10 protein-coding genes are annotated in these 15,334 nt (G+C 72.7%); all 10 read right to left on the bottom strand.

The window, feature by feature from the left end; genetic code table 11:
* Entirely contained in the window at positions 1 to 1,743 is a 1,743-nt protein-coding gene (locus ACWCXX_RS24245; RefSeq protein ID WP_451130528.1) for a phytoene desaturase family protein, read from the bottom strand.
* A gap of 88 nt (positions 1,744 to 1,831) precedes the next feature.
* On the bottom strand, positions 1,832 to 2,557 hold the full coding sequence (locus tag ACWCXX_RS24240) for a DsbA family protein (RefSeq protein ID WP_451130526.1): 726 nt from the start codon (positions 2,555 to 2,557) through the stop codon (positions 1,832 to 1,834).
* A 29-nt stretch (positions 2,558 to 2,586) separates the two neighbouring features.
* Complete coding sequence (locus ACWCXX_RS24235) at positions 2,587 to 3,588, bottom strand: hypothetical protein (protein ID WP_451130524.1); 1,002 nt, start codon at positions 3,586 to 3,588, stop codon at positions 2,587 to 2,589.
* Positions 3,589 to 3,603: 15 nt separating this feature from the next.
* Positions 3,604 to 4,398, bottom strand: a complete 795-nt coding sequence (locus tag ACWCXX_RS24230; protein WP_451130522.1) for an alpha/beta fold hydrolase — start codon at positions 4,396 to 4,398, stop codon at positions 3,604 to 3,606.
* 358 nt (positions 4,399 to 4,756) lie between these two features.
* Entirely contained in the window at positions 4,757 to 5,959 is a 1,203-nt protein-coding gene (locus tag ACWCXX_RS24225; protein WP_451130520.1) for an NAD(P)/FAD-dependent oxidoreductase, read from the bottom strand.
* The gene (locus ACWCXX_RS24220) at positions 5,956 to 7,731 is read right to left on the bottom strand and encodes a non-ribosomal peptide synthetase (protein ID WP_451130518.1); all 1,776 of its coding nucleotides are present in this window, start codon (positions 7,729 to 7,731) and stop codon (positions 5,956 to 5,958) included. The genes ACWCXX_RS24225 and ACWCXX_RS24220 overlap by 4 nt, the downstream gene beginning before the upstream one ends.
* A gap of 51 nt (positions 7,732 to 7,782) precedes the next feature.
* Positions 7,783 to 10,824, bottom strand: a complete 3,042-nt coding sequence (locus tag ACWCXX_RS24215; protein WP_451130516.1) for an amino acid adenylation domain-containing protein — start codon at positions 10,822 to 10,824, stop codon at positions 7,783 to 7,785.
* 30 nt (positions 10,825 to 10,854) lie between these two features.
* Positions 10,855 to 11,679 (bottom strand): mycofactocin-coupled SDR family oxidoreductase, encoded by an 825-nt coding sequence (locus tag ACWCXX_RS24210; protein WP_451130514.1) that lies wholly within the window; start codon positions 11,677 to 11,679, stop codon positions 10,855 to 10,857.
* 47 nt (positions 11,680 to 11,726) lie between these two features.
* On the bottom strand, positions 11,727 to 12,428 hold the full coding sequence (locus ACWCXX_RS24205; protein ID WP_451130512.1) for a thioesterase II family protein: 702 nt from the start codon (positions 12,426 to 12,428) through the stop codon (positions 11,727 to 11,729).
* A 43-nt stretch (positions 12,429 to 12,471) separates the two neighbouring features.
* Positions 12,472 to 15,334 (bottom strand): amino acid adenylation domain-containing protein (locus ACWCXX_RS24200; protein WP_451130510.1); only part of this gene is annotated, 2,863 nt, incomplete at its 5' end.

Here is a 15,334-nt window from a genome sequence, read left to right as displayed (position 1 = left end):
TCAGCCGGACGTACCGGCCAGGTCCCGGGCCGCTGCCGGGGAGCCCGAACGAGCCCGCCGGGAAAGCCCCCGGCAGACCTCCCTCGGGTCCCAGTCGTCCGGCCGCTCGGGAAGCAGGTCCGGGTCTGCGAACACCGCTCCCTCACGGGCACGGGCCAGCAGCGGCTGGTCGAGAATCTGGGAGGCGCACGAGATGCCGCCGAGCATGACGCCCGCGACGCCGTTGCCGGCCTGCGTGCTGGCGCCGACCACATGCAGCCCGGCGATGTGGGTCGCCGTGCCGGGACGGGCGGTACCGCCCCACTCCGCCATGCCGAACGGGGTACCGCCGGACGACAGGGTGTACCGCTCATGGGTCAGCGGGGTCGCCGCCTCCAGGTGGGTGATGTGCTCGCGCAGCGGGCCGATGGCCTTCTCCGCGGCACGCAGGGTGGCCTCGGTCAGCTCCTGCTTGCGGCGCAGGTACTGCGGGTTGCGCCGGTAGGAGCCGCCGTCCTCCGGTCCGTCGCCGACGCCCCACCACTCGTAGTCGGGCGGGCACAGCGTCATGACCTGGAGGTTGGCGTGTCCGGGCGGGCACAGGGTGCTGTTGCCCGGGTCCTTGAGCGAGGCGAAGGAGCAGAAGAGGAAGGGCACTTCATCGACGTCACCGGCGCGCGCCCGGTCGAAGTAGCCGTCGATGTCGTCGGTGTCGTACCACCACAGGTTGGCGTTCGGCCGGTCCCTGAGGTCGATGTCGAGACCGAGGTAGAGCACCAGCCACGGCATGCCCATCCGGGCGTTCCTGGTGCGGTTCGCGAGCGGCTTCGAGAAGTGCTCGGCACCGACCAGGTCGAGCACCGTGCGCCGGTAGTCCGCGTTGGACACCACCAGGTCGGTGGTGATCGTCTCCCCGCCGTCCAGGCCGACACCGGTGACCTTGCGGTCCTCCACCAGGATGCGCCGCACCCGGCTGCGGGTCCGGACCTGTCCGCCGTGCGCCTCGATGACCTCGACCAGGCCGGCCGCGAGCGTCTGGCCGCCACCGGCCGGGTAGTAGGCCCCGCGCAGGTAGTGGTCGGTGACGCTGGTGTGCCGCGCGACGGTGGCCTGACGCGGGGTCAGCCCGTAGTTCGGGGCCTGCGCCGCGAGTACCGTACGGGCCTGCGGCGACAGTCCGCAGTGGTTGAACAGGTCGTCCAGGGTCCGCCTGCCCCACTCCCGCACGGAGACGGTGCTGTCCGCGATGTCCTGCGGCGACCACCGGTGGGCCTCGAACAGGGCGGTGCGCTGTTCGTCGCCGACGGCCGCGCAGATGTCGGTGAAGGTCCGCAGACCCTCGGCCTCGCCCGGCATGGCGGCGATCAGCCGGCGCTGGTACTCCGACCAGCCGGCCGGCATGTCCACCGACACCCCGGGAACCCGGATCAGGTCGAAGCCGTTCTGGTCCATCTCCAGGAAGTCGATCCGGTCGCCCAGACCGACCCCGCCCAGGACGGACGGGATGACACCGCCGGGCGCGCAGTCACCGAGGTAGTGGACGCCGACGTCGAACTCGTAGCTGCGGCGCCTGCGGAAGACGTGGCTGTTGCCGCCCACCACCGAGAACTGTTCCAGTACCAGGACCCGGTGGCCCGCAGTGGCCAGGTAGGCGGCGGTGGTCAGTCCGCCCAGACCGGCACCGACCACGACGGCGTCCCAGTGGCTGCCGCCGGCCGGGCGTCGCACGGCGCCGTGCCCGGTGCCGTCGGGGTTGCTGTCCACAGTGGTCTCCTCGTCGCTTGCCGCAGTGTGTGTTCGGTTCTTGCGCAAGGCCGGTGGCCGCGTTCCGCGCCGCGGCCACCGGCCGGTCTCAGCCGCAGCCGCCGGCGTGACCCTGGTCGCCGCCGGCCGGCAGCAGGTCCGCGTGGGTGGCGGGGTCCGGCGCGGCGAGGACCGCGGCGGCGGCCTGCTCGGTGCCGAGCACGGCGCGGACGAAGGGGTCCACCCGGTCCAGTCCCCAGTACTTGTCCCTGCCGTTGATGAAGAACGGCACACCGAACAGGCCGTCGTGGGCCGACTCGGCGAGCAGGGCGGCGCCCCGCTTGCGCAGTTCCGCGTCCTGGGTGGCGGTGGACAGGCGCTGGGCGTCCAGGCCGAGTTCGGTCGCGATCTGCGCGATCACCTCGGGCTCGGAGATGTTCTTGCCCTCCTGCCAACGGGCGCGGTACGCGGCGGCCACGAAGTCCTTGCCGCGGCCCTCGTCCTCGGCGATGATCCACGCGAGGTGGGCCACCTCCCAGCACGGGTCGCGGTCGATGGGCCAGGTGATCTCCGCCAGACCGCGGTCCGTCGCGAGCCTGCGCGTGTCCTGCAGGATGTAGAAGTTCTTCGCCCGGCTCATGGCGACGATCGGAAGGGTGACCCCCTCCTCCGCCAGCAGCTTCGAGGTCTCCTCGTCCGGCTCCCAGAACGGCAGCCAGTCGATGTTGTCGAGCACCTCGGGGTGGGATTCCATCAGGTCGCGGTAGGCGAACCAGGAATACGGGCTGCGCAGGGAGAAGTACCAGCGCGGCCGACGCTTGGGCTTGGGGGCCATGGGTCCTCCAGGACTGTGGTCGTCGTGGGTCACTCGCCGCGCAGGGCGCGCAGGACCTCGTCGTCGAAGACGGTCATCTGCCACTCGGCCTCCGGCGACTCCTTGTGGCAGTAGCCGTGGGTGATCGAACCGGTGGCGGTCTGGACGAGCGCGCCGTCCCGCACGACGTAGAAGTCCACGCGGGAGGTGTAGAGCATGTCCTTGAAGACGGACTCCACGGTGTAGACGGTGTAGAGGTTCTCCTCCATGACCGTCTCGTCGGTGAACTGCAGCTTGCACTGCGTCACGACGGGGATCCAGCCGCGCTCGTCGAGCATCCGCTTGATGCTGATGCCGCGCGAGGCGACGAAGAGGTGCTTCGCCTCCTCCATCTGGCGCAGGTAGCCCGACATCTGCATGCGCTCGGTGAAGTGGCAGTAGTAGTACGGAACCTTCCACTTCCAGCCGACGGCGTTGTCGTCGCCGATGATCTCGGCCAGCACCGGGTCGGTGTCGGTGTTCTCGCCGCGGTGGACGGCACCGGCGAAGTCGTCGGTGGCGGTGGCGGTGAGCGCGGTGGGCTCCGCGGTGGCGATCCGGTCGACGACGAAGCGCTCCAGCTCCGCGGGGAGCGGGGTCGCGTCCTCGACGTTGGTGTCGCGGCGCAGCAGCACCCGGATCTTGGAGCTGACGGCCTTCTTCGGCGCGCCGTCGCGCTGGACGGTCGCGGTCACCGCGAAGACCATCGCGGCGTCGGTGTCCTTCGTCTTCGGCGTGACTTCCAGCAGCACGTCGTCGTCGAGGGTGAGCACCGTGTGCAGACGGGTGTCGAGCTGCACCACGTCGAAGTTGACGCCGTGCACCAGGAACAGCTCGGTGGCGCCCAGGTCGACGGCCCGGAAGTGGTCGAGGACTGCGGCCTCAAGAAGGTAGTTGACGCACTTGAAACCGATCGCGGTGTTGATGTTGCCGCCCTCGTAGGGCGGGCGGAGAGTCACCGAGCTCGGTTCGTTCAGCAGCTTCTTGAGCGCGACGTCGGACAGGGTGGTCATCGTGTGCTCCCGTACTCAGTTGACCGGCTGCCGGGTGTGCCCGGCAGGCAGGGTGGCGAGGAATTGCTGGACAGCGAGCGAGAACCGCTCCGGCCTCTCGGCCATCGGTGAGTGCCCGCAGTCGTCGATCCGCTCGACCGAGACGTGGCCGAGCTCGCCGGCCAGGGCCTCGCTCTCGGCCGGTGGCGCGATCGAGTCGTTGCCGCCGACGACGATGTGCACGGGCAGATCGACCCGGTCGACGGCCAGGAAGGGGGTGCGCAGGTAGGCGTCGAGGTACCGGACCGCCCAGTGGGGGCCGAGCCGGGTGCACGCCAGGTCTGCCATGCCGGCCCGCACTTCCGGGTCCAGGCCGTTGCGGGACATCAGCTGGATGTTCTCCTCCGCGCTGCGCCGCATCGCGTCGAGCGTTCCCGGCAGCTCGGCCCAGGTGAACTCCCTGGGGCTCCGCCGGAAGAACGGTGACACCAGCAGCACGGCGCGGATGCCGAACTCCTCGCGCGGGTCCCCGCCCCCGGCCGCCGTGTCGGCGAGCAGCGTGAGCAGCAGGAGCGTCGCGTAGGAGTGTGCGATCACCACGTCGACGTCCCCCGGGACCCGGGCGATCGCTTCCCTGATCCAGGTCTTCTCCTCCCGCTCGGGCACCGCGTACGGGCCGCCGGCCCGCCACGGCAGTCCGGCCGTCCACAGGTCGAGGCCCGGGGGCCGGTGCGCGACGAAGGGGTCCCAGCAGCTCTCGCTGCTGCCGAGGCCGTGCAACAGCAGTGCGCGGTGGCCCGCTTGCGCGGGTACGCCTCGCTGTCGGAGCACAAGCGGCTCGACATCGCTGTTTCGGAACACCGGGAAGCCCTTCCGGGGGAATGGGAAGCACACAGGGAATGGAGGAGACTGCCGGCGCGGGATTCGGGGCCCGGCACTTGCCCGCAGACGTGGACGATCTTGCTTTGCGGCCGAACGGCCTTTCACCTGCGGCTGGTTCACGCATCCGAAGGTGACGCGCCCACATCGCAACCATGTGGACGCGCCCCTTGCGAAGAGGCACGGGTCCAGCACCGGAGGTGATCGGCGGGTGACTGGTCGTGCGATTCAGTCTCCGGCTGTCGTCGGCGCTGATCCGATCGTGCCGGAGACCGTGGTGGACCGACAGGTCCCTTTCAGCAAGCTGCGATTACAGAATTTTCCAGGCGGCGACGACGTCTTCGCCACCGTCCGCCGCACCCAGCGAACGCCGGGCCGCCATCAGGGCCTTCGGCCAGTTCACCGTCAGTGCGGCGCACAGCCGGGAGCCGCGGTGGTAGGCGACGGCGAACCGCCTGCGCGGGCCCTCGGCACGCACCACGGTGGTCTCGCAGCCGGGGTCCGGACGGCCGAGCAGGGCGACCTTGCCGCCGTACTGGTCGGACCAGACGAAGAGTTCGTGGCGGTGGGCCGTCGGCACCGGTTCGAGGATGTTGTGCACGACGACGTCCGCCTGTTCCACCGCGTCGGTCCAGTGCTCGACGCGTACGTGCCGGTCCAGGAGCGGGTCACGGCACCGGGCCACGTCGCCGATCGCGTACACCGTGCGGTCGGCGTCGACGGCGCAGTGTTCGTCGCACAGCACCCCGCCGTCCCCGTCCAGCGGGATGCCCGAGCCGGCCAGCCAGTCCGTCGCGGGGCGCACACCGACGCCCACGACGACGGCGTCCGCGGGCAGCACGGTGCCGTCGGTGAGCGCCACCCCCGTCACCTCCGGCTCGCCGGTCAGGTGGGCCACCGCGACACCGCACCGCAGTCGCACACCGTTGTCCGTGTGCAGTTGGGCCAGTTCGGCGGCCACCTCCTCGCCGAGCAGTCCGGACAGCGGTACGGGCAGTGTCTCGACGAGGGTCACGTCGATGCCCCGGGCGCGGGCGGTGGAGGCCACCTCCGCGCCGATGAAGCCGCCGCCGACGATCACCAGGCGCCCGTCCGCGATGCGGTCCAGGTCGGCCCGCAGGCGGTGGGAGTCGGCCAGGGTGCGCAGCACGTGCACGCCCCGGCGCGGCATGCCGGGCAGGGTGCGCGGGGCGGCGCCGCAGGCCAGCACCAACCTGTCGTAGGAGAGTTCGGCACCGGAGTCCAGCCGCAGCAGGCGGCGCGCCGGGTCCAGGGCGACGGCGGCGGCCGGGTGCCGGTCCGCGTTCCACTGGGCGAAGTCCCCCAGCGACGCGCGGTCGGGGGTCCAGTCGCCGGAGAGGATCTGCTTGGACAGCGGGGGCCGGTCGTAGGGTGCGTCGGGGTCCGGGTCGACGAATGTGATCGACCCGGTGTACCCGGCTTCCCGCAGGCCCGTCGCGACCCGGGTGCCGGCGACCGAGGCGCCGACGATCACCACACGGTCCACGCTCATGACGCCGCTCCGTCGGTGGTGGCACCGGTGTCCCGGGCCTGGGCGGCCAGGGCCCGCGGGGTGCGCAGTTCCAGCACGTCGCGCAGGCCGAAGCTCCAGCCCGCCTTGCGGGCGCGGCCCGCGAGGCGGACGGCCCGCAGGCTGTTGCCGCCCCGGCCGAAGAAGTCGTCGTCGAGGTAGACCGCCGGCACGTCGAGGGTCTCGGCGAACAGGGCGCACATCTCCTTCTCGGCCACGGTCTCCGGCTCGGCGCCCGGCGCCTGCTCCGCCACCGGCGGTTCGGGGAGCGCGGCCTGGTCGAGCTTCCCGTTCGTGGTCAGCGGGAGTTCGTCGATCACCATGATCCGTGAAGGCACCATGTACGCGGGGAGCTTCTGCGAGAGGGCGGCGCGCAGTTCGGCCGGGGTCACGGTCGCCCCGTCCTCGGGCACGACGTAGCCGGCCAGGTAGCGGTCGCCGGCCCGGTCCTCGCGCGCGACGACGGCGGCCCGCCGCACTCCCGGCTGCGCGCCGACCACCGAGTTGACCTCGCCGAGCTCGATCCGGTAGCCGCTGATCTTCACCTGGTCGTCGGTGCGCCCCAGGTACTCGAGCACGCCGTCGGGGCGGGTCCTGGCGACGTCGCCGGTGCGGTACATCCGGCCGCCGCCGAAGGGGTCGGCGACGAACCGTTCCGCGGTGAGGCCGGGCCGGTTGAGATAGCCGCGCGCGACCTGGTCACCGGCGATGTACAGCTCGCCGGCCGTCCCGGCCGCCACGGGTTCGAGCCGCTCGTCCAGCACGTACAGGGTGGTGCCCGGGGTCGGCACGCCGATGGGGGTGGCGCCCGGGGCGATCTCGTCGTCCGGCCCGATCCGGAACGTGCAGCATCCGACGGTCGCCTCAGTAGGACCGTACTCGTTGATCACCGCCGCGCCGGAGTGGGTGCTGCGCCACCGCTCGACGACGTCGCCGAGGAGCATCTCGCCGCCCACGACCAGTTCCCGGGCGGGCGAGAGCGAACCCGGCAGCGCGGTCAGCAGCGGCAGGTGCGCCGGGGTCGCCTTGACGAAGCCCGGCCGCTCGGCCGTGGTGTCCCCGTCCGGTTCGCGGTCCAGTGCCGCGACCCGCAGGCCGCCGCCGAGGAGCAGCGGCCCGTACAGCGCGGTGACGGTGAGGTCGAAGGCCACCGGGGAGTGCAGCAGCGCCCCGTCGGCCAGTCCCGGGTACTCCGCGCAGGCGAAGTCCAGGTAGCGCGCGAGGGTGTCGTGCTGCACGGTGACGCCCTTGGGGCGGCCGGTGGACCCGGAGGTGTAGATGACGTAGGCCAGGTTGGCGGCGGTGAGCGGTGCCGTCCGGTCGGCCGTCGTCGGGTCGTGGTGCGGCAGGCCGATCGCCTCGGCGGCGTCGAGCGCCGCCGCGACCGTCACCGTCTCCGGGGCGCCGTCGGCCATGGCGGGGGCGGCGGTCTCCCCCAGCATCAGGGACAGTCCGGTGTCCTCGACGATGAACGCGACCCGCTCCGCGGGGAAGTCGCTGTCCATGGGGACGTAGGCGGCACCGGACTTGAGGACGCCGAGCAGCGCCACCACCAGGTCGGCCGAGCGGGGCAGCCGCACGCCGACGAGGTGCTCCGGGCCGATGCCGCGGGCGATCAGGTGGTGCGCCAGCCGGTTCGCCCGGGTGTTCAGTTCGGCGTAGCTCAGCTCCTGCCCGCCGGAGCGGACGGCGACGGCGTGCGGGGTGCGCGCCACCTGTAGCTGAAAGAGATCGGGCAGGAGCGTTTCAGCCATCGTGTCTTCCATCTTTCGGAACGGGACGCTTCGTGCTCGCGGGTGTGCGGTTCACCCGGTGCGGCCGGCGGCCAGCTGGCGGATTGTCGGGAACAGGTACAGGTCGCGCATGGAGACCGTGGCGCCACCGCGCCGGCGCAGGGCCGCGCCGACGCGCATGGCCAGCAGCGAATTGCCGCCGGAGTCGAAGAAGTTGTCGTCCGGGCCGACGGGGACGCCGAGCACGTCCTGCCAGATCTCCAGCAGGACCGCCTCGAACGATTCCTCCGGCGCCGCTTCGGCGGCGTTCCCGGTCCCGGCCGTGTCCTTCGGCTCCTTGTCGGCGGGGGCGGGAGCGACGACGCGCGGTTCGGGCCGTGCCGCGGGCGCGGGCGCGGGAAGCTTGCGGACGTCGAGCTTGCCGTTGGTGGTCAGCGGCATCCGGTCGAGCGCGGTGACCGTCGACGGCACCATGTACTCGGGCAGGTACTTGGCGGCGCGCTGTCGCACGGCGGCGACGTCGCCGCCCTCCTCCAGCACCACGAACGCGTCGAGCTGGGCGGTCGCCGGGTCGTCCGGGTCGGTCCTGTTGAGCACCACGGCGGCCGAGGCGACCAGCGGGTCGTCCTGCAGGACCGCGCGGATCTCGTCCAGTTCGATGCGGAAGCCGCGCAGCTTGACCTGGTTGTCCAGCCGGCCGAGGTGTTCCAGCCGGCCGTCGGGCAGCAGCCTGCCCTTGTCGCCGCTGCGGTACAGCCGCTCCCCGGTGAGCCGGTCGACGAGGAAGCGCTGTTCGGTGAGTTCGGGCTTGTTCAGGTAGTGCGCCGCGACCCCGGCCCCGCCGACGTGGATCTCTCCGGCGACGCCGAGCGGCAGCGGCCTGCCCTCGGGGTCGGCGACCCGCACCCACCAGCCGGGCAGGGCGGGCCCGACCGACTTCGATCCGGCGAGCGCCTCGGCGCGGGTGACCGTCTGCGCGGTCACGTGCACGGTCGTCTCGGTGATGCCGTACATGTTGACCACCCGGCAGACGGTCTCCGGGTGCCGGTCGAACCAGGGCAGGAGCATGCGCGGTTCGAGCCCCTCGCCGCCGAAGATCACCAGGCGTACGGGGACGGCTTCGCCGCCGTCCCGCTCGACGTCCAGCAGGTGGGCGAAGGCCGACGGGGTCTGGCTGAGCACCGAGACCCGCTCCTGGATCAGCAGCCGGTGGAAGTCCTCCGGCGAGCGCGACACCCAGTAGGGCACGACGACCAGGTGGCCGCCGGTGAGCAGACAGCCCCAGATCTCCCACACCGAGAAGTCGAAGGCGCTGGAGTGGAACAGCGTCCAGGTGTCGTCCGTGCCGAGGCCGAAGTCCTCGGTGGTGGCGGCCATCAGGCTGAGCACGTTCACGTGCGGGACGACGACGCCCTTGGGGCGGCCGGTCGAACCGGAGGTGTAGATGACGTACGCCGGGTCCTGCGGGCCGGTCGCCGAGGCCGGCGGTCCGTCGCACGTCGCGGGGGCCAGCTCCGCGAGCTCCGCCGTGCCGATCACGCGCACGCCGTCGCCGCCGGGGAACTCCGGGTGGTCGGTGACGACCGTGGTGAGGCCGGCGTCGGCGGTGGTGTAGGACAGCCGCTCCTGCGGGTAGGCCGGGTCCATCGGCACATAGGTGGCGCCCGCCTTGAGCACGGCCAGCAGGGTGACGACGAGTTCGGCGGACCGTTCCAGGCACACCCCGACCCGGTCGCCGTCGGCCACGCCGATTCCGCGCAGGGCGTGGGCGAGCCGGTCGGCCCGGTGGTCGAGCTCGCCGTAACCGATCCGGGTGCCGTCGTAGGAGACCGCGACGGCGTCCGGGCGGGAGGCCGCGAGCGCGGCGATCGTCCGGTCGATCCGCTCCGGCTCGAACGACGGTGCCCGGCCGGGGCGGCCGAGCCGCGCCACCTTCCGCAGTTCGTCCTCGTCCAGCAGTTCCACGTCCGCGACCGGGGTGTCCGGCGACTCGACGAGCGCCCGGTGCACCCGGCACACGTGCCGCAGCAGCTGGTCGGCGATGTCGTCGTGCAGCTTCCGGGCCGGGAAGTCGCAGCGCAGCAGCCGGCCGCCGGCGTCGTGGGTCACCGAGACCGTCACCGGGAAGGGTGCGCGCTGGAACGGCCGGTGGGCGACCGGGGCCGCGCCGGGGAGGGCGGCCGGGCGGTGGTCGTGGGCGACGAGCCCGACGACGGGTTCGCTCTCGCCGACCGCGGACGCCAGTTCCCGCCGGAGGTCGTCGGTGTACCAGGCCGGGCCGTCCGCCAGGACCGTGCGGACCCGCCGGTCCGCGGTGCCGAGGGTGGTCGCCGGATCGGCCTCCACGGGGACCAGCGCGATTCCCTCGACGGCGTCCCCGTCCGAGGCGTCGGTGACCATGGCCGCGAGGACGGGCCGGGTGAGGCCCTCGTAGCGGGCGAGGACGATGCCGAGTGCCGTCGTCCAGCTCCCGGTGTCGCCCGCCGGGTGGTCCTCGGGCAGCGGCAGCACCCGGGTCGCCGTGGTGTCCGGGCCCTGCGGCCGGCCGAGCCCCCAGTCCAGCTGGACGTCGAAGTGGCCGTCGGTGAGCCCGGCGGCCGGGGCGGCGGCGGGGCGCCGCCCGTCGGCACGCGGCGCGTCCCCGCCCGCGGGGTCGCCCCCCAGCAGTTCGGCGGCGAAGCCGTGCAGCGCGGTGGCGCCCAGGGCGCCGCGGTGCGCGACCACGACGAGTTCGCTCACGTCGTCGGCGTAGGTCAGCAGCACCGCGCGGACCGCCGCGTCCCGGTGCGCGACCAGCGGCCGGCCCAGTTCCCGCTCCCGCCACCGCTCGGCGTCGGGGGCGTCGGAGCGGCACGGCACCGCCTGCTGCCACAGCCGGGCGGCCTGGCGGAAGACCGGCACGGTGGCGGCCAGGCCTGCGGCCAGGTCGGCGAACCGCTTGGCCAGCCCGTCCCGCGCGTCCGCGCGCACGGTGTCGGTGAACCGTACGCACAGCGCGTGGCACACCGCGCCGGGGGCTTCCCGGCTGCTCTCCCGGACCCGGTCACGGGAATGGACGACGGTGCGCCTCGCCGGCGTGAGAGCTGCGACGGCGTCCTGTTCAGAGATCGACACGACTGCTTCCCTTGGCATGGTTGCGGTGCCTCACCGGATGGTGAAGCCACCGTCGACGGTGATCACGGATCCGGTCACCTGCCTGGACTCGTCCGAGGCCAGCCAGAGGGCGGCCCCGGCCACGTCCTCCGGCTCGATCAGCGAGTTCATCGGCTGGGACTGGAGGAAGGTCTCCTCGTGCTCGGCGACCGGGAGGTCGAGCGACCTCGCGATCTCGGAGAGCATCCGCCCCTCGGCCCGGCTGTCGTCCCGGATCGATCCGGGGCACAGCGCGTTGACCCGTACCTTCAGCGGCGCGTAGTCGAGCGCGGTCGCCTTGGTCAGGCCGATCAGTCCGTGCTTGGACGCCGTGTAGCCGGCGAAGCTGCGGTAGCCGACCAGACCGGCGGTGGAGGCCACGTTGATCACGCTGCCGGACCGCTGCGCGAGCAGCAGGGGGCCCACCACGGAGGTCATCCGCCAGGCGCCGGACAGGTTGATGTCGATCATCACCTGCCATTCGTCCTCGGTGATCTCGTGGGCCGGCTTCCCCGAAGGTCCCACGATGCCCGCGTTGTTGAGGAGGACGTCGACGCGGCCGAACCGCTCGCACGTCCGGTCCACGGCCGTGCGCAGGGCGGCGAGGTCGCGGAGGTCGGCCTGCGCCGTGAGCACGGCGGCTCCCTGCTCACGGCACAGCTCCGCGGTGTGGGCGAGCTGGCTCGCGGTGCCGAGCGGGTAGGGGACGCCGTCGATGTCGTCGCTCACGTCGAGCAGCGCCAGATCGGCGCCCTCCCGGCTGAACGCGAGCGCGCAGGCACGGCCGACGCCGCGCGCGGCTCCCGTCACGATGACGGTCTTTCCTTGCAGGCGCACCAGGACTCCTTACAGTTGGGGGCGGTCGGCGGACTCGCCCGCTCCACTCATCCGGGGCAGACGTCCGCGAGCACCCGGATCAGGCCCTCGGCGTTGTCGACCAGGTACATGTGACCGCCCTCGACCTCCACGAAGTCGAACTCCCGGCTGGTGGCCTTGTTCCACTCCATGGCCTGTTCGGGGGTCACCAGGGTGTCGGTGGTGCCGCGCACCGAGACGATCGGCGCGGGCAGCGGGGTGTCCGACAGGGGCACGTAGCTCTCGTGCATCTCGACGTCGGCGCGCAGCGAGGGCAGCAGCAGCTCGCGCATCTCCGGGTCCTCCAGCGCCTCGTGCCGGTAGCCCGCGAACTCCCTGACCCGCTCCAGGAACTCCTCGTCGCCCAGCCCGCTCGCGCCGTTCTCCCGGCGGGTCCAGGGGCCGGGCGAGCCGCTGACCACCAGTGCGGCCAGGTCCACCCCGTCGGTGGCGGCCAGCCGGTGGGCTATCTCGTAGGACAGCACCGCGCCGAGGCTGTGCCCGAAGAGGACGACCGGACCCGCGCCGGCCACCCGCTCCAGCACCTCGGGCATCAGGCCCTCGACCGCCACCGCCACGTCCTGGTAGGGGTCCTCGGCGAAGCGCTGTTCGCGGCCCGGCAGCTGGATGGCCGCGAGCTCGAACCGGTCCTCGCTCAGGGGCACCCAGGGGCGGAAGACCGAGGCACCCGCGCCGGCGAACGGAACGCAGAGAACCATTGTTTTTGCCATGTTCAATCCCTCTGTCTGCTGTGGGGTGAGCGCCACGGGGGCCTCACGCACGGTCTTCACGGGCGGTCCGGGCCAGCTTCTTCGCCAGCACCGCCCCCATCTCTGCGAGCGGCTGCGGCCGCATCAGGTCGTTGTGGGCGACGGCGACGTTGTGGACCTCCAGGCCGCCGTCGAGGTGGCGCAGCCAGTCGCCCGGCTCGCCCGCGGGGTCGACCGTCGCCGCGAACATCACGGCGTCCGCCCGGCAGCGGCCGGTGACCGAGCCGGACTCGACCCGGAAGCTGTTGGCCATTACCCGTTGCAGGCGCCGCAGCTGCTCCTCCGTCAGTCCGGCGAGTTCCTTGCCGGAGGACCGCATCGCGGCCATCACCCGGTCGAACTCCACCGGACCGTCGAGCTCGGACGCCTCCATGCCGATCGCCGCCAGGATGCCCTCCAGGAAGTCGCGTTCGGAGAACGAGGCGCTCGGCTCCGCCTCCGTGCGCGGATAGGCGTCCAGCAGGGCGAGCAGCTCGACCTCCTGGCCCGCGGCCTCCAGCTGTCCGGCCATGGCGTGCGCGACCCGGCCGCCGAGCGACCAGCCGAGCAGCCGGTAGGGGCCCTCGGGCTGCACGGTGCGGATGTGCGCCACGTAGTCGGCCGCCATCTCCTCGACGGAATCCGGCAGCGGCTCGTCGTCGCCCAGACCGGCCGCCTGGAGGCCGTACAGTCCGACCTCCGCGGGCAGGTGCTCCGCGAGACCGGCGTAGGGCCAGCTGAGCCCGCCGAGCGGGTGCACGCAGAACAGCGGCGCCTCGGTTCCTGCGGAGCGCAGCGGCAGCAGCCGGCTCAGCGGTCCCGCCCCGTCGGCCTCGGCGAGGCGGACCGCCAGGGCCGCGACCGTCGGTGCCTCGAAGATCGACACCACCGACATCTCGGCGCCCAGCCGGTCCCGGACCATGCTGATGAGCCGGGTGGCGAGCAGCGAGTGGCCGCCGAGCTCGAAGAAGTTGTCGTCGATGGCGACCGTGTCGTGGCCGAGCAGCTCGGCGAAGATCTCGCAGAGCGCCGTCTCGGTCGCGTCGCGCGGGGCGCGGCCCGGCCCGCGTTCCAGCAGCTGCGGCTCGGGCAGCGCCTTCTTGTCGACCTTTCCGTTGGGGGTGACGGGCACGGCGTCGATCGTCGTGTAGTGGGCGGGCACCATGTGGCCGGGCAGCACGGTGGCCAGGTGGTCGCGCAGCACCGCCGGGTCCGGGAGCCGTTCCGGGTCGGCGGCCGTCACGTAGGCGGCGAGCTGGGCGTCACCGGCGGGCGCCCTGTGCACGGTCACGATCGCGCTGCCCACCAGGGCGTGCTGGGCGAGCGCATGCTCGATCTCCCCCAGCTCGACGCGCTGGCCCCGGATCTTCACCTGGTCGTCGGTGCGGCCCAGGAACTCCAGCACGCCGTCCCGGGTGATCCGGGCCAGGTCGCCGGTGCGGTAGAGCCGGGAGCCGGGCGGGCCGTAGGGGTCGGCCACGAACCGCTGCGCGGTCAGGTCGGCCCGGCCCCGGTAGCCGTGCGCCAACTGCACACCGCCCAGGTACAGTTCGCCGCTGCTGCCGACCGGGGCCGGGCAGAGTGCGGCGTCCAGCACATAGGTCCTGGTGTTCCACACCGGCCGGCCGATCGGCACCACCGCGCCGGCGCAGTCCGCGGCGCAGTCCCACGCGGTGACGTCCACCGACGCCTCGGTCGGCCCGTAGAGGTTGTGCAACTCGGCCGGCAGCAGAGCCCGGAAGCGGGTGCTCAGGCCGGACGGCAGTGCCTCGCCACTGCACACCACGCGGCGCAGTCCGGTGCACCGGGCGGCCTCGGGCTCGGCGAGGAAGACCTCCAGCATGGACGGCACGAAGTGCGCGGTGGTGATCCCCGCCTCCTGGATCAGCCGGGCCAGGTAGCCCGGGTCCCGGTGCCCTCCGGGCCGGGCGGCGACCTGCACCGCGCCGGTCACCAGCGGCCAGAAGAGCTCCCAGACCGACACGTCGAACCCGGAGGGGGTCTTCTGCAGCACCCGGTCGTCCGGGCCGAGCCGGTAGGTGTCCTGCATCCACAGCAGCCGGTTCACGATGCCCCGGTGCGGCACGACGACGCCCTTGGGGCGGCCGGTCGAACCGGAGGTGTAGATCAGGTACGCCGGGGAGTCGGGCAGCGGGCCCGGCAGTCCGGCGACGGGCAGGGCGGCGGCCTGCTCCTCGGTGGCCGGGTCGTCGAGCACGATCAGTTCCCTGATGGTGTCCTCGGCGCCGTCGGGCAGGCCGTCGCGGGCCTCGCGCGTGGTGATCACGACGGCCGGATCGGCGTCGGTCAGCATGTAGGCGATCCGCTCGGCCGGGTAGTCCAGCTCGATCGGCAGGTACGCGGCGCCCGCCCTGATCGCGGCCAGGAGCGCGACGGTCAGTGCGGCCGAGCGCGGGACGGCCACGGCGACGGTGTCGCCCCGCCGGACCCCGCGGTCCACCAGCAGCGCCGCCAGCCTCGCCGAGCGCTCGTCGAGTTCCGCGTAGCTGAGGCAGGCGTCCTCGGCCACCAGCGCGGGGTGCTCCGGCGTCCTCGCCACCTGCGCGGCGAACAGCCCCGCGATGGTCTCCGCCGCCGGGCCACCGGCCGGCACCGCCGGCAGCTCCAGCGCCCGGTCCGTGTCGTTCCACCCGGTCAGCAGCTGTTCGCGCTCGGCCGGGTCGAGGAGGTCGATCCGGCTGAGCGGGGCCAGCGGGTCGTCGGTGCCCGCGGTGAGGAGCCGGACGAGCCGTTCCCCGATGTGCTGGACGGTTTCCTCGTCGAAGAGGTCGCAGCTGTACTCGACGGTGACCTCGATGCCCGCCGGGGCACCGTCCAGGTCCGTGCGCTCCACGAAGTTGAACCCCAGGTCGAACTTCGAGGCACCA

The organism is Streptomyces sp. NPDC001732 (assembly GCF_053596315.1).
The sequence above is the reverse complement of the archived record's forward strand: the minus strand, read 5'-3'. Positions and strand labels throughout refer to the sequence as shown.